General features: G+C 54.0%; 14 protein-coding genes. 9 read left to right on the plus strand and 5 right to left on the minus strand.

The window, feature by feature from the left end; genetic code table 11:
* Window positions 1–101: 101 nt before the first annotated feature.
* The 9 genes from ACTIKR_RS05135 (at window position 102) to ACTIKR_RS05175 (ending at window position 10,894) form a co-directional block, all read left to right on the plus strand.
* Window positions 102–3,446, plus strand: a complete 3,345-nt coding sequence (locus ACTIKR_RS05135; protein ID WP_442327274.1) for an acetate--CoA ligase family protein — start codon at window positions 102–104, stop codon at window positions 3,444–3,446.
* Between the two features lie 133 nt (window positions 3,447–3,579).
* The gene (locus tag ACTIKR_RS05140; RefSeq protein WP_193090112.1) at window positions 3,580–4,590 is read left to right on the plus strand and encodes a quinone oxidoreductase family protein; all 1,011 of its coding nucleotides are present in this window, start codon (window positions 3,580–3,582) and stop codon (window positions 4,588–4,590) included.
* Between the two features lie 1,251 nt (window positions 4,591–5,841).
* Window positions 5,842–6,387, plus strand: a complete 546-nt coding sequence (locus tag ACTIKR_RS05145) for a MarR family winged helix-turn-helix transcriptional regulator (protein ID WP_193090113.1) — start codon at window positions 5,842–5,844, stop codon at window positions 6,385–6,387.
* Window positions 6,384–6,950, plus strand: coding sequence for a diaminobutyrate acetyltransferase (ectA, locus tag ACTIKR_RS05150; protein WP_193090114.1), 567 nt, complete (start codon window positions 6,384–6,386; stop codon window positions 6,948–6,950). Before ACTIKR_RS05145 ends, ectA begins: the two co-directional genes overlap by 4 nt.
* Window positions 6,951–7,027: 77 nt before the next feature.
* Window positions 7,028–8,326: a diaminobutyrate--2-oxoglutarate transaminase gene (gene ectB, locus ACTIKR_RS05155; protein ID WP_193090115.1), complete on the plus strand. Its 1,299-nt coding sequence runs from the start codon at window positions 7,028–7,030 to the stop codon at window positions 8,324–8,326.
* 5 nt (window positions 8,327–8,331) lie between these two features.
* Window positions 8,332–8,730 (plus strand): ectoine synthase, encoded by a 399-nt coding sequence (locus tag ACTIKR_RS05160; RefSeq protein ID WP_193090116.1) that lies wholly within the window; start codon window positions 8,332–8,334, stop codon window positions 8,728–8,730.
* Between the two features lie 25 nt (window positions 8,731–8,755).
* The gene (gene thpD / locus ACTIKR_RS05165) at window positions 8,756–9,673 is read left to right on the plus strand and encodes an ectoine hydroxylase (RefSeq protein ID WP_193090117.1); all 918 of its coding nucleotides are present in this window, start codon (window positions 8,756–8,758) and stop codon (window positions 9,671–9,673) included.
* A gap of 349 nt (window positions 9,674–10,022) precedes the next feature.
* The gene (locus ACTIKR_RS05170) at window positions 10,023–10,280 is read left to right on the plus strand and encodes a hypothetical protein (RefSeq protein WP_193090118.1); all 258 of its coding nucleotides are present in this window, start codon (window positions 10,023–10,025) and stop codon (window positions 10,278–10,280) included.
* Window positions 10,277–10,894: a zeta toxin family protein gene (locus ACTIKR_RS05175; RefSeq protein WP_193090119.1), complete on the plus strand. Its 618-nt coding sequence runs from the start codon at window positions 10,277–10,279 to the stop codon at window positions 10,892–10,894. Before ACTIKR_RS05170 ends, ACTIKR_RS05175 begins: the two co-directional genes overlap by 4 nt.
* A gap of 144 nt (window positions 10,895–11,038) precedes the next feature.
* On the opposite strand, the gene ACTIKR_RS05180 is transcribed toward ACTIKR_RS05175, so the two are convergent.
* The 5 genes from ACTIKR_RS05180 to ACTIKR_RS05200 form a co-directional block, all read right to left on the minus strand.
* Window positions 11,039–11,869 (minus strand): IclR family transcriptional regulator, encoded by an 831-nt coding sequence (locus ACTIKR_RS05180; RefSeq protein ID WP_193090120.1) that lies wholly within the window; start codon window positions 11,867–11,869, stop codon window positions 11,039–11,041.
* Between the two features lie 156 nt (window positions 11,870–12,025).
* On the minus strand, window positions 12,026–14,362 hold the full coding sequence (locus ACTIKR_RS05185; protein WP_193090121.1) for a cytochrome P450/oxidoreductase: 2,337 nt from the start codon (window positions 14,360–14,362) through the stop codon (window positions 12,026–12,028).
* Window positions 14,363–14,375: 13 nt separating this feature from the next.
* The gene (locus ACTIKR_RS05190; protein WP_442327275.1) at window positions 14,376–15,356 is read right to left on the minus strand and encodes a Bug family tripartite tricarboxylate transporter substrate binding protein; all 981 of its coding nucleotides are present in this window, start codon (window positions 15,354–15,356) and stop codon (window positions 14,376–14,378) included.
* Between the two features lie 716 nt (window positions 15,357–16,072).
* Complete coding sequence (locus ACTIKR_RS05195; RefSeq protein ID WP_193090123.1) at window positions 16,073–16,930, minus strand: aldo/keto reductase; 858 nt, start codon at window positions 16,928–16,930, stop codon at window positions 16,073–16,075.
* Window positions 16,931–17,261: 331 nt separating this feature from the next.
* Window positions 17,262–20,102, minus strand: a complete 2,841-nt coding sequence (locus tag ACTIKR_RS05200; RefSeq protein ID WP_442327276.1) for a valine--tRNA ligase — start codon at window positions 20,100–20,102, stop codon at window positions 17,262–17,264.
* Between the last annotated feature and the right edge of the window lie 148 nt (window positions 20,103–20,250).

The raw sequence follows: 20,250 nt of genomic DNA on the forward strand, positions 1-20,250 counted from the left end.
AAGGCAGCTCGCTATCATGGCTCGGTCGTCTCTATGGGTTTAAAAAGTTGAACCTGTTGTGCATTCCGCAGAGACATATCACGCGAACACGCAGACAAACCATGATTCAAGCCAATCTCGACTCTTTTTTATCTCCATGTTCCATTGCTGTCGTTGGTGCATCCTCCAACCCGGATAAGATCGGTACCGTTCCTGTACGTTATCTTGTCGAACACGGTTATGACGGTGCGCTATACGCCATCAATCCCAGCGGCCGACAGATTCACGGATGTCCTGCCTTTGCTTCGCTGCTTGCGGTTAATCACCCAATAGATCTGGCCATTTTTGCCATTCCGGCAAGCAGCGCCGAGGCGGCGCTGGACGATGCGATTGCCAGTGGGGTCAAAAATATTGTCATGTTTTCCGCGGGGTTCGCAGAAGCCGGACAAGCAGGTAGCCTGGCGCAGGATCGGTTTTCGAGCAGAGCCCGGGCTGCCGGCATTCGGATACTTGGTCCTAATTGTCTGGGGTTCATGAACATTGCCCGCTCTGTGTATGCCACCTTTTCCCCAGTATTGAATGTCGGCCTGGCCAACCCAGGCCCCATTGGCATCGTGAGCCAGAGTGGGGCCTTCGGTGCCTATGCATATGCCATGGCACAGCGGCGCGGTGTTGGCCTGTCGAAGTGGATAACGACGGGAAATGAGTCGGATATTGATATTGCGGACTGCATAGCCTGGATGGCATGTGATCCAGATACTAAAATCATCATGGCCTATCTTGAAGGTTGCCGCAACGGAGTCAAGTTACGACAAGCCCTGGAGCTGGCTCGCGCTGCAGGAAAGCCGGTGGTACTTGTCAAGGTGGGACGCACCAGACAGGGAGCGCAGGCAGCAGCGTCGCACACCGCAGCCTTGGCAGGCGACGATGCTGTCTATGATGCCATGTTCCGTCAATGTGGCGTCTGGCGAGCCCGCTCGATCGAGGAATTTTTTGATATTGCCCAAGGCCTCGCCGTGGCTGGAACCCCAGTCAACAGCCGCCTGGGTTTGCTTACGGTATCCGGCGGCGTGGGCGCCATGATGGCAGATGACGCGGCTGACGCATCAATTGACCTAGCACCTTTATCACCTGCAGTTCAAGCGTTGATTCGGAGTCACATACCTCTGGCGGTTACCGACAATCCTGTTGATTTGACCGGTCAGGTAACCACCGAACCGGAACTGATCGAACTGGCTGCCCGAGCCATGCTGGGGGAAGCAGATTATGGCAACCTTCTTATATTCCTTGCTGCCTATGGTAGCACCCCGATCATGCAGCGACTTCAGCGCCAGCTGGCCCAGGATTTGCGATGCGATTTCCCAGACCGAGTGATAATCTTCAGTGCGCTTATCGATGCTGAACAACAGCAGATGCTCGAGGCGTTGGGTTGTCTGTGTTTTGCGGATCCGGCAAGAGCCATTCGCGTTCTGGCCGCCATGAACTTTTTTGCAGCCCACAATGAACGGCCTTTAACACCGGACCAACCAAAGGGCGAGACCGTTCGCCTGCATCGCGAGGTCTACAATGAGGCCGAGGCGATGGATCTATTGGCCAGTTTTGGCTTTTCTACCGTCCCGTTGCGTCAAGCCCGATCTCGCGATGATGCAACTGCCTGCGCCCGTGATCTGGGTTTTCCCGTGGTCATGAAGGTATTGTCCGCCGACATTATCCACAAGAGCGATGCAGGTGGTGTTGTCTTGAATATACGGGATGAAAACGAAGCCGGTAACGCTTATGACAGTATAGTGGCAGCGGTGGGCAGTGCAGAACCAACTGCTGAGTTAGACGGCGTGCTTATTGCACCAATGATCAGGGGGGGTATCGAATGCATTCTTGGCGTGCGTCAAGACCCCTCGCTGGGGGCTGTTGTCATGTTGGGATCGGGTGGCATCAATGTCGAATTGATGGGCGATATTGCACTCAGGCTCGCGCCTGTCAATCGTGAGCAGGCTCAGGAGATGATCAGCGAATTGAAAATAGCTCCCCTGTTAACCGGTGCTCGAGGTTTATCAAGCGCGGACGTCAACGCCCTTATTGATGCCATCGTGCGCATCTCGCAATTCGCACTTTCGGCTGGCAATAGCCTCGTTTCATTGGAAATAAATCCAATTATGGTGATGCCTGAAGGCCAAGGTGCAATCGCGCTGGATGCCGTTTTATTGACCCGCTCCCCAATGTCTGCGGCACAACCAGACACTTGTTCTGCCGTCATGACCACATTGCCGCTATTTGAGATGGCACGTATGCGAGCGGCAACAACCCCGCGACGTCATTCCGTACAGGGTTTTGCTGGAGATGCTCCCGACTCAAGCATGCGCTGGGTGAATCAATTTACGCATACACGCCGCTTGCGAAACCCTGACGATAAGGAAGTTGTCACACCCAATAACGACACATTGTTTTCGAATGCCTGGCTTGATTTGTCTGCAGGCCCATTGATAATCGACGTGCCGGCCTTCGGTTCTCGCTATTGGGTGTTGGGGTTCCTTGATGCCTGGACGAATCCGTGGGCCTATGCGGGGCGGCGAACGACTGGAGGTAAGGCGCAACGGCTGTTCGTCCACGGGCCTGGCTGGGACGGGGAAATCCCTGCGGGGATGCATGTCATTAGTGCGCCCAGTGAAGATGTATGGATCATTGGACGTATCCTGGTGGATGCAGATTCTACAGATCTTGCGAAGGTGCATGCTCTGCAAGATCGCTTTGCTATCTACCGGCCCGACGGTGCACCGGCGCTGTCTACCGTTGATTGTCTTATCGATAATCGGGATACGGGCATACCGGATGCGAGCGAATACTTGCGCGTGCTGGATATGATGCTCAGACGTAATCCTCCTGCGGCGCCGTTGCCGGGATGGCCGCCGGCCACATGCGACATTCATACAGCACTGGACGAGGTTTACACCAATTTGCGCGAAGTGGCCAATTCATCAGCGCTGGGTGACGGATGGACGACTGCTATCAATATACGCACCGGGTTCAAGGACGACATTGTGACGCGGGCAAGAGTAGCACGCAATTGGATTGGTACGCTGGGAATTGACGAGGCGATGTATATCATGGCTGAAGTCGATGCAAGAGACGAGGCGCTGACAGGAGAACGACGCTATGTCTTGCGCTTTGCGCCCGGGGAAGGACCGAAAGTCGATGCTTTTTGGTCGATCACCTTGTATCGCCGCAGCGACTGCCTGCTTGTTGCCAATCCGATCAATCGATATTCCATTGGTGACCGGACACAAGGTTTGCGTCGCGATGCAGATGGCGGTTTGAGTATTGCCATTCAGGCAGATAACCCCGGGTTAGGAAAAAACTGGTTGCCGGCGCCGCCAGGAGAAAATTTCTATCTGACCTTGCGCCTATACCAGCCGCAACGACCACATCTAGAAGGTACGTTTTCTTATCCGGCAATTGAGCGAATAGATTGAATTTAGATGAGTCTATGACAATCGTGAACTAAATATTGCGTCTGCATGAACCTCATTGCGTTCATAATTGCTCTTGGATTGGTCATACCGCCAGTCGCGCCGGAACACCCACGTCAACAGGAAGTGAAGTCATATGCGAGCCATAACGATAAACCGATACGGAGGCCCAGAAGTCGTCCAGTACGAAAATGATGTACCCGTTCCCCAGCCACGCGAGGGAGAGGTTCTGGTTGCAATAGCATGCGCCGGCATCAATTTCATGGACATTCACACCCGGCAAGGTAAGTACGAAAATTCCGACACTTATGCAGTACGAGCACCGTGTACTCTTGGAATGGAAGGAGCAGGCACTATCGTTGCGTTGGGCGAAGGTGTAGATTTCTTGCATGTAGGGCAGCGCGTGGCATGGTGTATCTCCTGGGGCAGTTTTGCTGAATATGCTTGCGTTCCCGCCTCGCTCATCGCTGTAATTCCCGACGAGATAGGTTTCGATGTCGCAGCCGCTGCGATGTTCCAAGGATGTACCGCTCACTATTTGGTGAACGATGTTGCCGAATTAAAGCAGGGGATGGATTGTCTGGTCCATGCGGCATCCGGTAGCATCGGCCAGATCCTCATCCAAATGGCCAAGCTCGCCGGCGCAACGGTGTACGCTACAGCGAGTAGCGAAGAGAAAAGGGTGACAGCCACTCAGCGCGGAGCCGACGTTGTACTTCCCTACGAGGGCGGGCTATTCGCTGACCGGGTTCGGGAACTCACGTTGGGTAGTGGGGTTCACGTCGTTTTCGATTCGTTAGGAAAAACGACTCTACGCGACAGCATGCGAGCCACACGCACGCGCGGTCTTGTCATCAATTACGGGAATGTTTCAGGCTCCGTTAACGATCTTGACCCCTATGAGCTCGGAGAGCAAGGATCGCTATTTCTTACCCGTCCGCGTTTGGCAGATTATATGGTAGGCCACGCAACAGTCCAGCGTCGCGCAGATGCGATATTTTCTGCAATTTTGGATAGTCAATTATTTATTGATATTGCCGCCTGCACGACTTTCGAAGAGATACCAAGCGTTCACGCAGCAATTGAAGCGCGGCAACAAATTGGCAAATGCGTTGCGTGGATTGGCCCGCGCGACGTTTCTGGTTAGACTGCCGAAAATAAAACAGTTTTTTTCGTGAAGGTGCTCCGTCTTTGATTAATCGATGTTGCGCTCGCGTGGTTGACGCGAAGCAGTTATTGCGCGACTGCTCTAGCGGCGCAAAAGAAGTTGTCCGCTCTGACATTAGATGCGTGGGAAGGAAATACGCAACAGTTGGAAGAAAGAACTAAAACCGAATCAAAAAAGGGGCAACAAGCAATGCTTGACGCAAAGGTAACCCCGGAATAGATCCTTTTCGTACATCTACTGGCAGTAGCATTATTGCTGATTGGATGAGCGTCCAACTTCACTGACGACGATTTATTGTGACGGCAGTGAAGTTGGCGGAGGTGCGTCGGCTGGCATGGGAGGGGCACCAGTGTAGTGGCCTTGGTACACGCCACAGCCGGAGAGAGCGATGAGAATGGCAGATATGGCGACAAATTTTTGCATGATGATTCAGGACCTGGAATGGGGGAATGGGAGTCGAATATCTTGTGCATCGACTTTCTACAAAAATCAAATACCAATCAAACAACAACTAGACCGACTTACTCCTTTTCAATAACGGAGCAGTCAATCAGCCTGAGAGGCAAGCAATTCTCACTCAACAAATATGGTTTTCAATAATCCACTGGCGTTGGATTTATGAACAATGTTCGGCCATCCAACCCTGAATTCACTTCTTTGGTACAGACCTATCAGATTGATCTTTTCGACACTGTTCATTAACAAAATCCCGCGATGACGCTTTAAATATTTGCATGATTTTCATGCACTGAAGCGCACGGCACAAAAAATGACGCCCTGCCGGGAGACAAACAAACCCGGAAGGGCGATGCAGTCAATTGAAGGGTAAAGGGACAATTAATTGCATAGGCAAATATTAACCGGTCAATAAATATTTGTCAAAATAAAGCTGTGATTGGACTAAGTGGTGAAACACGACCGAACAGTTAGGGCGCAGCCCATACGCAGTCGCATGTGGAATAGAAGTTTTCCATAAGGAATATTTCTTATTTTTTTAAATATAAAAGTAACTCATTGTTAAAAATAGACGGTTTTTTATCGTCAGTTAACAGAAGATGAAAGATAATAATAAGCAGCCCCCTTCATTTTCGTCAGACAGACTTTGTTTCTCCTCTACACTTTTTCTACCTGATCATTAGGGTATCAACCGGTTTGACAGCAATCATTCGATCGCATATGATTAGTGCTGAAATGATTTTAAAGGGAAGCGATTTCTCTATACAATTAATTATGAGTAAAACAATTAATATGCAAACTCAATATGACATTCGTATCCTTAGCGCGCTGCGCCGCATAACCCGGGCTATCGCCGTGCACTCACGGCAACTTGCCGCCTACAGCAACGTGACAGCGCCGCAGTTGATCTGCCTGGGCGCCATTGTTGAGAACGGGCCCATTACGGCTACCTCCATCAGCCGCAAAATACACGTCAGTCCCAGCACCGTCGTCGGTATTCTTGACCGTCTGGAAGACAAGGGCTGGATTCGTCGCGAGCGTGGCAGGGAAGATCGCCGTATTGTGTTTATAACTGCGACCGAGGCCGGCATTGAATTGGTCAGGGCAACGCCATCGCCCATTCAGACCAAGCTGACAGATGCGCTGAAGGATTTACCAGAGACAGAACAGGCCGACATTACGACGTCGCTTGAAAAAATTGTCATGCTCATGGAGGCACACAGCGTTGTGGCGCATGAGATTTCCAATGAACCGGCATCACCCATCCTGGATGTTCCAGTGGCTGATGCCTCGCACCCAGAATCCGGAATTTTAATTTGATTGACACGGCACTCACCACATCTCAAACGCATTCGCAACAATCCCATGCGGCAGGGGCGGCGCAGAAGAACCTGCACCTGCTGAGAACACCTGCCAGAGCCGATGGTTATGACATCTGGCAATTGGTTTCCCAGTGCCCGCCATTGGATTTAAATTCGGTATACAGCTATCTGCTGCTGTGTGAGCATTTTGACAAGACCTGCGTGGTCGCGCAGGCCAATGAGCAAATCGATGGATTTGTCTCAGCCTATCAGCCTCCTGATAAGGCCGACGTATTGTTTATTTGGCAGGTCGCCGTCCACGAGCGTGGGCGCGGTCATGGACTGGGTCAGCGAATGCTGCAAAGTCTGCTGGAGCGGCCGAACCTGGCGCATATCCGGTACCTGGAAACTACGGTGGGTCCGGACAACGCCGCTTCTCGTCGTATGTTCGCGGCCGTCGCTCGCAACATGAGCACCGGCATCGCAGAAAGCCCGCTATTTGAACCAGAATTATTCGGGCCTCAAGCGCATGACGATGAACGTCTTTTGAAGATTGGGCCGCTCAGGCCAACGCCGGGCTGAGTTCACCAGGGCGTGCCCGGCGTCCGAATGCCTGTAACAGGCATTGTCTTTTAATATTTAAATAAATAGGAAAAATCATGGATTTAGAAATTTTCGACCGCATGGAGTCTGAAGTACGTGGCTACGTACGTTCATTCCCCGTCATATTCAGTCAGGCCAAGGGCTCTGTACTGACTGATGAATCAGGCAAGGAATACATCGATTTTTTCAGTGGCGCAGGTACCTTGAATTATGGGCATAACAATCCGATTCTCAAGAAGAAGCTGATTGAATATTTGAATACTGACGGCGTGGTGCATGGTCTGGATATGGCCACATCGGCAAAAAAATATTTCATGGAAACTTTTGAACGTGTGTTGTTGATTCCGCGCAAAATGAATTACACGTTGCAGTTTACCGGTCCAACCGGCACCAATGCCGTAGAAGCGGCACTCAAATTGGCGCGCCAGGTCAAAGGTCGTTCCAACGTCGTTTCATTTACTCATGGTTTTCATGGTGTGAGCGGCGGTTCGCTGGCTGTGACTGCCAATGAAAAATTCCGGAATGCGGCCGGCGTCTCGCTGCATAACACCGCCTTTATGCCCTTTGACGGGTATATCGGACCCGACGTGGACACCATTGCCTATTTCGAACGCATGCTGGAAGATCCCAGCAGCGGTCTGGACTTGCCGGCTGCTGTCATTGTCGAGACGGTTCAGGGAGAGGGCGGTGTGAATGTGGCCAGTTGGCGCTGGATTCGTGAACTGGAAAAACTGTGCCGCAAGTTCGACATGCTGCTGATCGTGGATGATATCCAGGTCGGTTGTGGTCGTACCGGCAGCTTTTTCAGCTTTGAAGCGGCCGGCATCAAGCCCGACATTATCACGCTATCCAAGTCGCTGTCCGGCTTTGGTCTGCCAATGTCACTTGTGTTGATGAAGCCTGAACTGGACATCTGGAAGCCTGGCCAGCACAGCGGTACGTTCCGCGGCAATAACCTGGCTTTTGTTACAGCGGCCCAGGCGCTGGACAGCTACTGGAGCGACGACCGTTTCCAGAACGAAACGCGCCGCAAGGAAAGCATTGTGCGCGACTGGCTTGAGAACATCGTGCACAGCTTTCCTGAAGCCGGCTTCAGTGTGCGTGGCCGTGGCCTGATTCAGGGACTGGTCTGCGATGATAGGCCCGAGCTGGCAAATAAAATTGCCCAGCAGGCTTTTGCACACGGGCTGGTCATTGAAACCTCGGGCGCCCAGGACGAGGTCCTGAAAATTTTGCCGGCGCTTACCATCGAGGATGCGCACTTGACGCAGGGCCTGGAGTTGATTGAACGCAGCGTCGCTGAAGTGCTCAAGCAGGAAGGCAAGAAATCCAAAGTTCTCAAATTCGGAGCGTAAGAAATATGATAGTTAGAAATGTGAAAGATGTTATTGGTACCGATCTCGAAGTTAAAACCGACACCTGGCTCAGTCGCCGTGTGTTGCTGGCCAAGGATGGCATGGGATTTTCTTTTCATGAAACTGTGATATTTCCCGGTACGGAAACCCATATTCACTACCAGAATCACCTGGAAGCAGTGTGGTGCGTGGAAGGGGACGGCGAGATCGAAACCATTGCCGATGGCAAGAAATACGCACTGGGCCCGGGCGTGGTTTATGCCCTGAATGAGAATGATGAGCATTGGCTGCGCGGTGGGAAAGTGCCGCTACGTGTAATCTGCGTCTTTAATCCCCCGGTAACCGGTCTTGAAGTACATGACGAAGACGGTGTTTATCCGGCTATGACCGAGGAAACCGCCTGAACTGTAAACAGATAAGGAGTACAAGATGGTCGTAACCGACATTTATGAATCACGTACCAGCGGCACAGCCGCAATTATCGCCAGACAGGAACCCGTGGTGTATGGTGACGGCAATTACGCCGATGCGTTGTCTGCCGAGCAGATGGCTGCCTACGAACGGGACGGATTTTTGGTGTTGGACAGCCTGTTCAGTGAGCAGGAAGTCAAGGTGTTGATGGACGAAGTGCTAGCGATGACCAACAACAGCAAGATTGCCGCGAGCGACGAAGCGATTACCGAACCCGGCAGCAAAGCTGTTCGTTCCATCTTCAAGGTGCATGCGTTGAACAAGGTAATGGATCGGCTTTCACGCGATCCTCGTCTGATTCATGTTGCACGTCAGATATTGGGTTCGGAAGTGTACCTGCATCAGTCGCGAGCCAATCTTAAGCCTGGTTTCAAGGGTAAGGAGTTTTACTGGCATTCCGACTTTGAAACATGGCATACGGAAGATGGAATGCCTCATATGCGCGCGTTGAGTTGCTCGGTATTGCTGACAGACAACAATGAATGCAACGGTCCGCTTATGGTTGTGCCAGGTTCTCATCGACAGTTCATTTCGTGCCGGGGAATCACACCCGACGAGAACTACAAAAAATCGTTGAAGGCTCAGGAATATGGCGTGCCTGATCCATTGAGTCTGGAGTTGCTCGCAGAGCAGGGCGGCATCAAAGCCGTTACCGGCAAAGCCGGCTCGGTGGTGTTTTTCGATTGCAATACCATGCACGGTTCTAACGGCAACATTTCGCCATGGCCACGTGCCAACGTATTCATGGTGTATAACAGCGTTGAGAATACGCTTAATGCACCAAAATATGGGCTGGCGCCGCGTCCTGAATACATTGCGACGCGGGCATTTGAGGGCGCGCTGGAGCCGCTGGATGCGTTGCAGGAAGTTGCGTGATGTACGATACGGAATGTATTTGCTACGGTTGAACGCATTCCGGATTGGGCATTGTTTCGCCTGCGTGCGCAAGCCAATATCGTTGTAGAAAAATGAGCGTCAGAATGGCTCCGGTTTTTCCCCCGGGGCCATTTTTCATTTGCAGGGTGGTGGTTGTAAAATGATGGGATAGCGCGCCCTGGGGTGAAATGCCTGTTATTTTCTGCAGATTGCATATAATCAGTCGATAGGGTGGGAAATGAGATCCACCTCGTGGATATTGGGCGATGCTTTCGTACAGTGTGATGGAGTATGCCTTTGTGGTAATACAAACGTAAAGGCGACACACCACTGTGCGGTGAGGTTAAGTATGGAAATGAAGCTGGAAAATCTGGAAGCCATGACCGATGTGGAAGAAAAGGTGTTCTGGAGAATGTTTGATGTCAGGATCGTGCGCGACAATGGCGCAGCTGCGCGCGCGCACCTGCAGGCCGGCCGCCCGGTTTATTATCGCGAAGATGGTACGCCTCCAGGCCTGATCATCAAGGAATTTCCCGACGGGCGACGCCAGCTCGTGCGTTTTGTCGATGGAGTCGAACAAACGGTCGGCGATACTGCAGCGGCATGAGTGTACCGAAACTCTGGGTCGTAGCCGGCCCCAATGGGGCAGGCAAAACAACGCTTACGCGTTTGCATCTGACGGGCCATCTGCCGGTTGTCAATTCGGACGATATTGCCGAACAGCTTGATATCGAAAATCGCAATAGCGCACAGGTGCAAATGCGCGCCGGCAGGCTGGCTTTGCTTGCGCGAGATAAGCTGCTTGCCAGTGGGCGCAGCTTTGCAATAGAAACCACGCTTAGCGGCAATTCTGAGCTGGACCTGATGCGTCGCGCCCGCCTCGCAGGCTATCAGGTCATCCTGGCTTTTGTTGGCGTGGATGACGTGGGGCTGCTTATTGCGCGGGTCAAATCACGCGTTGCCGATGGCGGTCATGCCGTTCCGCTGGATGCGATAGCGCGGCGTTACGGGCGCAGCATGGATAACCTGGGGTTTGCGCTGCAGATTGCAGACCGGGCCTGGGTGTTTGAGAACAAGCGCAAAAGAGGGCGCCGCACTCTACTCATCCGCGAGGCAGACCGGCTCAAATATGTAAGCAAATCGTTGCCGATGTGGGCCAGGCAGGCGATTCCCACCGCGCTGCGTAAACGGGACCGTCTCCATAAGAAAAAAAGCATGTAGGATCACGCAGTTGGGCAAAGCGTGTACATGGTTCCTTGTCTTTGGTGAGTGCATCACAATCTTGGCCCCTTGTAGCCGACAGCAACGCTGCGTTATTAGCCAGGCTGCCGGATTGTTCATTCCAGTGTTATTAGGGCGTGCTGATCAGGCTATGCTGTAGCCCAGTTGCTGGCTGATGCGTTGCGCTTGTTGACGAACGGATACGGCAATGGGTCCACTCAGCGACGTATCAAAGCCGCCGCTGGCGCCCAATGCGGTCAGCACTGCAGTCAGTTGCCCGGCATAGTTAAATACCGGCGCTGCAACGGCACTAATGCCTTTCAGGTTGGTGTCTCTGACACAAACACAGTGAAATCTGCTTATTTCATCATGTAATTGTGCAACCAGGACATCAAATGGCGCCGGTGGGTTCTGCGTTTCGTCCAGGGTGTCAAATTCCTGCCTGGCCAGTGCCCGTACGGCAGGTTCGTTGTGCAGCCCGAGAAAGACTCTGCCGGTAGCTGACCAGAGAAAGGACAGTACCGAGCCCACCCTTACGTTCACCGTGACCGGCAGGCTGGGTTCTTCCATCCGTACGATGGTCGGGCCTTTGTTGCCCATGACCGCAATAAAGCTGGTAATGCCCAGCTGCTCGCGCAGATGTATCAGGGCTGGCTCCGCTATTCTGATGGGATCAGCCTGTCGCATGGCGGCAAGGCCGATCAACATGGATTCCAGACCAAGTGTGTACTGTTGCGTATTGGCGTTCTGTGTCACCAGCCCACCATCAATAAGGCTCACCAGATAGCGATGGACTTTGGCAGGGTTTTCGTCCAGATGCGTTGCCAGGGCGGTAAGGCTGGCGCCCCCACCCAGGCTGGCCAGCCCTTTGAGCACCGCTACCACGGTGTCAGCTGCCTGTACACTTTGTCGTCTTTCACGGCTGCGCGCGGGGGTTGCGGCAGTGATATTGTCAGGGGCGCTCAGGGCGTTCATTTGATACATAGACCGGAAGTAGACATGGGCCGTATTATAGAGGACGATAAAAGAACATGATCGGCCAGGCAGGCATTTTCGCCCGGGACTAGACGGCAAGGGCGGCAAGCACAATGGCGGCAAGTATTCATGATCCGGCCTTTCATATGAGGATTGTCATAGATCCAGGACGATGCGTTTGTCTTTGGCTCGCGAGCAGCAACTCATCATTTTTTTGCCTGCCGCACGTTCGCTGCGCGTGAGCACCACATCCCTGTGATCAGGCAGGCCGCCCAGTACACTCACTTCACAGGATCCGCACAGGCCTTCCTCGCAATCGCTCTGGATGTCGATATTGGCGCCACGCAAGGCCTCCAGCAGCGTCTGGTCTGCAGCAACGGTAACGGTAATGCCCGATTGCTTCAGTTCAGCTTCGAAGGAGTGCTCCTTGGTCGGGTCCAGTTTGCCCAGTGTTGAATGAAAATGTTCGATATGCAATGCGTCGTCTGGCCAGCTTTCGCAGATTTTCTGCAGGCAGTCGGTCAGGCGTTGCGGCCCACAGGCATAGATCTGCGTGTCGGCGTCGGATGTGGCCAACAGGCTGGCAAAATCTGCGCGCCGCGCTTCATCGGCGGCATAGACATGGAGCCGGTCGCCATGCTCCTGCAGGCAAGCGAGCAATGCCATGCTCTTGCGGCTGCGACCGCAATAGTGGATCTGGTAATCAATTCCGCGTTTTTTGGCCGCCCGCGCCATGGCGCTGATGGGGGTAATGCCGATTCCGCCGGCAATGAAGATGGCCTTTTTGGCTTGTGCATCGAAATGAAAGTGATTGCGCGGACCACGGATATGCAAGGGGATGCCGCAACGGACATGTTGATGCACCCATGCCGAGCCGCCGCGACCGGCGTCTTCGCGCAATACGGCAATATCCAGAACTTGTGGATTGGCCGGGTCGCCGCAAAGAGAATATTGTCGCGAGATACCCAGGTCGCCGCACACCAGGTCAATGTGGGATCCTGGCGTCCAGCGCGGCAGGGTCTGGCCGTCGGCCGCAGCCAGGCGGATTCGCATGATATCGTCGGTCAGCATCTCGGTTTCCTGAACCACAACCTGGCGGGATAGCGAATGGGTGGAAGGTTCGCCAAGCCGTATCGGATGCTGTCTGCCCAAAATAGCGGGGTTATGGCGTTCCGGATTGGCTGCAGGGTCCCAGTGCACCAATAAATGTTCCGGCCCCCGGAATGAGGTGTTGGGTACATAGGTAAATGTCTGTTCCGACAATTTCAAATGGGGCAGGCGCAGGGTGAGCTCTTCAAGAAAAATCTGCATTTCCATTCGCGCCAGATTCTTGCCCATGCATTGATGCGAGCCATAGCCGAATGTGAGCTGGTCGCTGGCATTCTCACGCCGGATGTCGAGCAGATCAGCGTCGGTAAAATGACGTTCGTCATGATTGGCCGACGAACTGACAATCAGCAGCTTTGAGCCTGCCGCAATCTGGATACCACCGATCTGCACATCGCGTGTCGCGAGTCTTCGCCATGCCGCTACAGACCCATTATGACGCAGGCATTCTTCCACCGCGTTCGGAATCAGGTTTGGATCCTCACAGATTTCCTGCCAGACATGGGGGTGCGATAGCAGCAGTTTGATGGCATTGGCAGAGGCGTTGGCTGTGGTCTCATGCGCAGCAACAATGCCAGCCATCATCATGGAATGCAGGTAGGAGTCAGGCACCACCTCCGGATGCAAGTGCTGCATGCGAATGCCGTATTGCATCCAGCCGGGCTGCTCGGGATTTTTGCGCATCTTCTCCAGAATCGTGCCGGCCAGTTGCCAGAAGTTGCCCACGGCATGGGCGACGGCAACTTGTTCTTCCGGCTTCGGGCGGCCCCAGGTATTGACGGTATGCGCGATGGAATACTTGCGCAGGGTATCCATGTCTTCTTCAGGAACACCGAGAAAATGCAGGGCGACGGTCAACGGCACTTCCCACAGCATCTGTTCGACCAGGTCTGCTTTGCCATCGTTGATAAAGCGGTCGACGTATTGGCGGGTGAGCTGGCGCACCATGGGTTCGTGATGCTTTAATGCGTCGACGGTGAATGGCTCCATCAGCAGGCGTCGCCGTGGCATATGCGCCGGCTCGTCTTCATTGACCAGGGTGCGGCTCATGCCGTAATTGTAGGACTCCAGCACGGCGTTGGCTTCGGGGCCAGTGGGTGTGATTTTTTCAAGTGCAATAGAGGGACTGAAGGTGATGTTGTCACGAAATATCTGTTTGATATCCTCGTAACGAGTCACCACCCAGTACCCCAGTTTGGGACTGAAAAATACCGGCTCCTGTTCGCGTGACCATTTCACATACTCCGGCGGGTCCTGTTGGTAGGCGTCTTCGAAGGGGTCGAACTGCGCAGCGCGGGCGCTCACCGGGCAGCCGGTGGCATTGGTGTTTGCACCGGAATAAGGGCATTGCGCCTGCGCTGACTGCGAAGTGGATTGGGTATTCATGATGTAACTCGGATCAGTCCAGGGTAATGTTCAAGTCTTTGATAAGTTTGTGCCAGCGAGTGCGTTCGTCCTCAAGCAACTTGCTGTATTGCTCGGGCGTGTCGCCCACTGGCTCGATGCCAAATTCGATCAGCTTTTTGTGTGTCGCCGGCTTGTTCAGGGCAGCAACAACGCTTTTATTCAGGCTGGCAATAATATAAGCAGGGGTCTTTGCCGGCGCCACCATCCCAACCAGCGCCGCCGCTTCCACATTGGGATAACCGGATTCAGCAAAGGTGGGCACGTCAGGCAATTGCGGCAAACGTTTGGCGCTTGCCACGGCCAGTGGACGTATTTTTTCGCCTTTCAGAAAGCCCGCACCTGCCGCCAGATCAACCATCATGGCCTGCACCTGGCCGCCGGCAAGATCTGTCAGTGAGGGGGCCGCGCCGCGATAGGGCACATGGGTCATTTTCAGGCCGGCTTCTGTCTGGAACAGCTCCATGGCCAGATGATGCGGACTGCCGGCACCCGCTGAACCGTAGTTGATGCTGCCGTTGCTGCTTTTGACGTGTTCGACAAACTCCTTCAGGTTTTTGATATTGCTGGCCGGATTGACCACCAGGATCATGGGGAACCGTCCAAGCAGGGTAACTGGCGCCAGATCCTTGACTGGATCATAGGAGAGTTTTTTGTACAGTGCCGAATTAAAGACCATGGTTCCGTTGTCGGCCGACAGCACGGTGTAACCGTCGGCAGCGGAGCGCGCCGTGTCGCTGGCCGCTATGGAGGTGTTGCCACCCGGCTTGTTGTCGATGACTATAGATTGTTTGATATCTTCGGACAGGCTCTGGCCGATGGTGCGAGCCAGGAAATCGGAACCGCCGCCAGCGGGATAGGGCACGATCCAGCGGATGGGTTTGTCGGGGAATGACTGTGCCAGGGCCGGGGCCATGGCTAGACTGCCGGCGACAATGGCCAGCGAACAGGATGTCAGGTAGGTGCGAATGCGCATGTTGTCTCCGTTATTGGTGTAGGTGCTGCGTGGGCGCTACGTTATTGCGTAAATAATATACGCATTGCGTAATGAATACAACACAAATGAAATAAGGGTTTCCCCATGGCAACTGTAATTACAGCGTCTATGTCGGTCATACAAGACTTGGATGGCGCCACGCAGCGTTTGTCGCCTGCGGGCTAGACGAGTGCAGCGATCAATGAGGGCTTACCTGAGTCCCGGTTTTCTGGCCAGCTTGTGCAGGTTGCTGGCATCCAGCCCGAGGTTCATGGCGGTCTGAGTGCAGTTATCTTTATTGTGATGCTGTGTCTGTTTAATGAACCGTTTTTGAAACTCGGACACCGCAGGATCGGCTGGTGACGGTAAGCTTGCTGCGTACTGTGGACGCTCTGGTCTTTACTATGTGATCTTTACTATCGGCGGCCTCTGCTTTAGCCGGCAGGTTGACAACTTCGTGCACAGTGACAGTGACAGGCAGGTGGTTCGCCTGCCTGGTTCACGCTGTCCTGGGCCGGGTATAACGGAGTCCCGACAAGGCATCACTGGCTTTGCTGGCTGTCAATCGGCACAGGCAATAAAACATGGCCGCCCTGATCAACTGGGTGAAAAGGACTGCCACTTCGGGAGGCGCTTGCTGATGCCGCTTTCATTTGTAAAAGCGATTTTTTATATATGCTTAATTATATGCTCAGTTATACGTTTATTTATATGCATCAATCGGGAATGGGCATGCTCATGAGCTTGGCGATCCATTCCGGATCCTTGGGGTCACCGGCGCTGCGCTGGTTGGTGTCCAGGGCGTTAATGGCCGCCATCTGTTCGTCGCTTAATTCGAAATCGTATATCTGGAAATTGCTCTCGACACGGCTTGGCTTGCTTGAGCGTGGAATAGCCAGTGAGCCGCGCTGCAAATGCCAGCGCAGAATGACCTGGCCGACATCCTTGCCGTGGGACTTGGCGATGTCCTGAAGAACGGGGTTGGTCAGCAGCGTCGCGTCGCCTCGTCCAAGTGGCGACCAGGCCTCAAGCAGAATGTCCTGTTCGTTCATATACTTGAGCAGCGCACGCTGCTGAAACAGCGGATGCGTTTCCACCTGGTTCAATACCGGCTTGCTGTTGGAACTAGCCGCCAGCGCCTGCAGATGGTCGATTTCAAAGTTGCATACGCCGATGGCTTTGGTCAGGCCTTCGTCCTGCAGTTTCTCCAGCGCCTTCCAGCTTTCCCTGAAGCCTTCGACCGGCCAATGCAACAAATACAGATCCACGTACTCCAGCCCCAGTTTTTTGAGTGATTTGTCAAAGGCGCGCAGGGTCTGGTCGTAGCCGAAATCCGTGACCCAGACTTTCGTAGTCAGATGGTAGTGTTCGCGCTTCAGTCCTGATTGGGCGAGCGCTTTTCCAACAAAGGCTTCGTTCATGTAACGGGCTGCCGTATCAATGACGCGATAACCGGTTTTCAGGGCCTGGGTGACTGCCGGCACACAGATTTCTTCCTTATCCAGTTCCCATGTGCCAAATCCCAGTGAGGGGATGGTCTGGCCGTTATTCAGCGTAAACGTTTTCAATGACATGTGTAATTCCTTGTCTGGCAAATTGGTTGAAAGGGTAGTGTGCTGTGTTGATGCTCGTTACAGTTACCATACCAAAAACAAACGTCGGTTGTCTGACAATTGTGACGTAACGAGAATATTTTATGGGATCTGTGGCAATGATGGGAGCCCGTTTCAGGCCTTGCTCAGTTTCGGCGATATATTGATGGTGAAACAGTGGTGCGCTGCCCGTAGACAAAAGCACCGCGCCCGGCGTGAAAACTCAATGGCCTGGCCGGTAAGATGCGCCGTGGCGGATTGCCGGGAGGCAACAGGCTGACCCGAACCAACAAAGGACGGATCAGCCAGATGTTTACTGCAGCCTGGCCTGTTGCCCACGAATGCCTTCAAGGCGTTCGGTAAATTGGGCCAGGCGCTCTTTTTCCTGTTCAATGACATGGCCCGGTGCGCGTGCGACAAAGCCTTCGTTGGACAGTTTGCCTTGTGCTTTGGCAATTTCGCCTTCCAGACGCTGAGCTTCTTTGGCCAGCCGGGCCAGTTCAGCTTCCTTGTCAATTTGCACGTTGAGCATCAACCGGGTGTTGTCCAGGATCTGAACCGGCGCACCCAGATCAGGCAGCAGGTCAACAACCTGTACTTCGCTCAGTTTGGCCAGCGCCATCAGGTATGGGGCATTGCGGTTGAGCATCTGGGCGTCGCCTTCGGCGAACAGGGGTACTTTCTGGGCCGGCGACAGGCTCATCTCTCCGCGCAGCGCCCGGATGGCCTCCACTTGTGCCTTGAGCGTGGCGACCTGTGCTTCGGCAGCTTCATCAATCAGCTCGCTGTTGGCCAGCGGATATGGCTGAACACTGATGCTCGCTGTGGTGCCCGCTGGTTTTTTGCCCGCCACCAGCGCCACTTTCTGCCACAGCGCTTCTGTGATAAACGGAATGATGGGATGGGCCATGCGCAAAATGGCTTCCAGCACCCGGATCAGGGTGCGGCGCGTGCCGTTTTGCTGCGCCTGGTTGCCGCGCTGGATCTGGACCTTGGCCAGTTCAACATACCAGTCGCAGTATTCGTCCCAGACGAACCGGTATATTGCATTTGCAATCATGTCGAAGCGATATTCATGAAACCCTTTCTGTATATCTTCAAGGGTTTGCTGCAGGCGACTGGTAATCCAGCGGTCGGCAAAGGAAAGCTCGTTGTCGTCCTGATTGACTGCTTCGGCGTCCGGTACGTTCATGAGCACAAAGCGGCTGGCATTCCAGAGCTTGTTGCAGAAGTTGCGGTAGCCTTCGCAGCGCTTCAGGTCAAAGTTCATGTTCCTGCCCAGCGTGGCATAGGCGGCCATGGTAAAGCGCAATGCGTCAGCGCCGTAAGGTGCAATACCGTCCGGAAATGCCTTGCGGGTGTCCTTTTCGATCTTGCCTGCCTGTTTTGGATTCATCAGGCCCGACGTGCGCTTGGCGACCAGCGTGTCCAGATCAACACCATCGATCAGGTCCACAGGATCCAGCGTGTTGCCCTTGGATTTGCTCATTTTCTGGCCGTAGGCGTCCAGAATCAGCCCGTGCACATAGACATGACGGAACGGTACCTGGCCGGTCAGATGCATGCTCATCATGATCATCCGGGCCACCCAGAAAAAGATGATGTCAAAGCCGGTGACCAGCACATTTGACGGCATATAGCGTTTGAAATCATCTGTTTCGGCCGGCCAGCCCATGGTCGTAAAAGGGACCAGACCAGAGGAAAACCAGGTGTCCAGCACGTCGTCGTCGCGGCGCAGCGGTCCGGTCACGCCGGCTTTTTTGGCTTTGATCTGCGCTTCTTCCTCGTTGCGGGCGACAAAGATCTGGCCGTCTTCTGTGTACCAGGCCGGAATCTGGTGACCCCACCATAATTGCCGGGAAATGCACCAGTCCTGGATGTTTTCCAGCCACTGGTTATAGGTGTTGCTCCAGTTATCCGGAAAAAAGCGCACTTCACCATCACGCACCACGTCCAGCGCAACCTGGGTAATGCTTTTGCCCGGGTTGTGCGTGCCTTCAGGGGCCGGCTTGCTCATGGCGACAAACCACTGGTCTGTCAGCATGGGTTCAATGACCGATTTGGTCCGATCGCCGCGCGGCACCATGAGTTTGTGCGGCTTGATGCTCTCCAGAAGCGCCTGGGCCTCAAGCTCTGCAACAATTTGCTTGCGCGCCTCGAATCGGTCCAGGCCCTGGAAGCGGGCGGGGGCGTCTTCACTGATTTTTGCGTCCAGCGTCAGAATACTGATCATATCCAGCTGATGGCGCTGGCCAACGGCATAGTCGTTAAAATCGTGGGCGGGGGTTACCTTGACCACACCTGTACCGAATTCTCGATCGACATAATCGTCGGCAATCACTGGGATATTGCGATCGCACAGGGGCAGACGTACTGACTTGCCCACCAGGTGGCTGTAGCGTTCGTCTTCAGGGTGAACCATGACAGCCACATCGCCCAGCATGGTTTCAGGACGGGTAGTTGCCACCACCAGATATTCCAGCCCGTTTACCGGTTCGGTAAGGGGGTAGCGGATATGCCAGAGAAAGCCATCTTCTTCCTGGCTTTCTACTTCCAGGTCAGACACTGCTGTGCCCAGTACCGGATCCCAGTTGACCAGCCGTTTGCCGCGGTAGATCAGACCTTGCTCGTGCAGACGGACAAAGGTTTCGACCACGCCCAGGGACATCTGGCTGTCCATGGTGAAATATTCACGCGGCCAGTCTGCCGAAGCGCCCAGGCGTCGTACCTGAGCGGTGATCGTATTGCCCGACTGTTCCTTCCATTCCCATACGCGCTTTACGAAGGCCTCCCGACCCAGGTCGTGCCGGGTGGTTTTCTGGGCATCCAGCTGGCGCTCAACGACAATTTGCGTGGCAATGCCCGCATGATCGGTGCCTGGCACCAGGACGGTGTCGCTGCCCAGCATCCGGTGGTAGCGGATCAGACCATCCATGATCGTATGATTGAAGGCGTGCCCCATATGCAGCGTGCCTGTGACATTGGGGGGCGGGAACTGAATGGTGTAGGGTTCGCCACTTTCCGGTGCGTCTGTAGACGTGTGGCGGCCGGCCCGAAAGACGCCCATGCGTTCCCATTCCTGGTACCAGGTGCGTTCAAGCTCCTTGGGTTCAAAACTTTTGGGCAATTCGTCGGGGGCAGGTGTTTGAGTCATAGTATCAACAGTGGATGGGCTGGCGGGTTTATGGCCGTCAGGCCCAAAGGGTCAGCAAAATGGTGAGTCTTTATCGAAAACCCTTATTTTAAGGTGTAGCGCCCTAATTTTGCATGTTAAAATGCCGAGTTAGTTAAAACTTCGTTGA

The organism is Advenella sp., from assembly GCF_052108595.1.
Taxonomy (GTDB): Bacteria; Pseudomonadota; Gammaproteobacteria; order Burkholderiales; family Burkholderiaceae_B; genus Advenella.

Bases quoted from the DNA above. Each gene is read 5' to 3' on its own strand.
- ACTIKR_RS05135 (WP_442327274.1), top strand. From the start codon at position 102: ATGATTCAAGCCAATCTCGACTCTTTTTTATCTCCATGTTCCATTGCT.
- ACTIKR_RS05140 (WP_193090112.1), top strand. From the start codon at position 3,580: ATGCGAGCCATAACGATAAACCGATACGGAGGCCCAGAAGTCGTCCAG.
- ACTIKR_RS05145 (WP_193090113.1), top strand. From the start codon at position 5,842: ATGAGTAAAACAATTAATATGCAAACTCAATATGACATTCGTATCCTT.
- ectB (WP_193090115.1), top strand. From the start codon at position 7,028: ATGGATTTAGAAATTTTCGACCGCATGGAGTCTGAAGTACGTGGCTAC.
- ACTIKR_RS05160 (WP_193090116.1), top strand. From the start codon at position 8,332: ATGATAGTTAGAAATGTGAAAGATGTTATTGGTACCGATCTCGAAGTT.
- thpD (WP_193090117.1), top strand. From the start codon at position 8,756: ATGGTCGTAACCGACATTTATGAATCACGTACCAGCGGCACAGCCGCA.
- ACTIKR_RS05170 (WP_193090118.1), top strand. From the start codon at position 10,023: ATGGAAATGAAGCTGGAAAATCTGGAAGCCATGACCGATGTGGAAGAA.
- ACTIKR_RS05175 (WP_193090119.1), top strand. From the start codon at position 10,277: ATGAGTGTACCGAAACTCTGGGTCGTAGCCGGCCCCAATGGGGCAGGC.
- ACTIKR_RS05180 (WP_193090120.1), bottom strand. From the start codon at position 11,869: ATGAACGCCCTGAGCGCCCCTGACAATATCACTGCCGCAACCCCCGCG.
- ACTIKR_RS05185 (WP_193090121.1), bottom strand. From the start codon at position 14,362: ATGAATACCCAATCCACTTCGCAGTCAGCGCAGGCGCAATGCCCTTAT.
- ACTIKR_RS05190 (WP_442327275.1), bottom strand. From the start codon at position 15,356: ATGCGCATTCGCACCTACCTGACATCCTGTTCGCTGGCCATTGTCGCC.
- ACTIKR_RS05195 (WP_193090123.1), bottom strand. From the start codon at position 16,930: ATGTCATTGAAAACGTTTACGCTGAATAACGGCCAGACCATCCCCTCA.
- ACTIKR_RS05200 (WP_442327276.1), bottom strand. From the start codon at position 20,102: ATGACTCAAACACCTGCCCCCGACGAATTGCCCAAAAGTTTTGAACCC.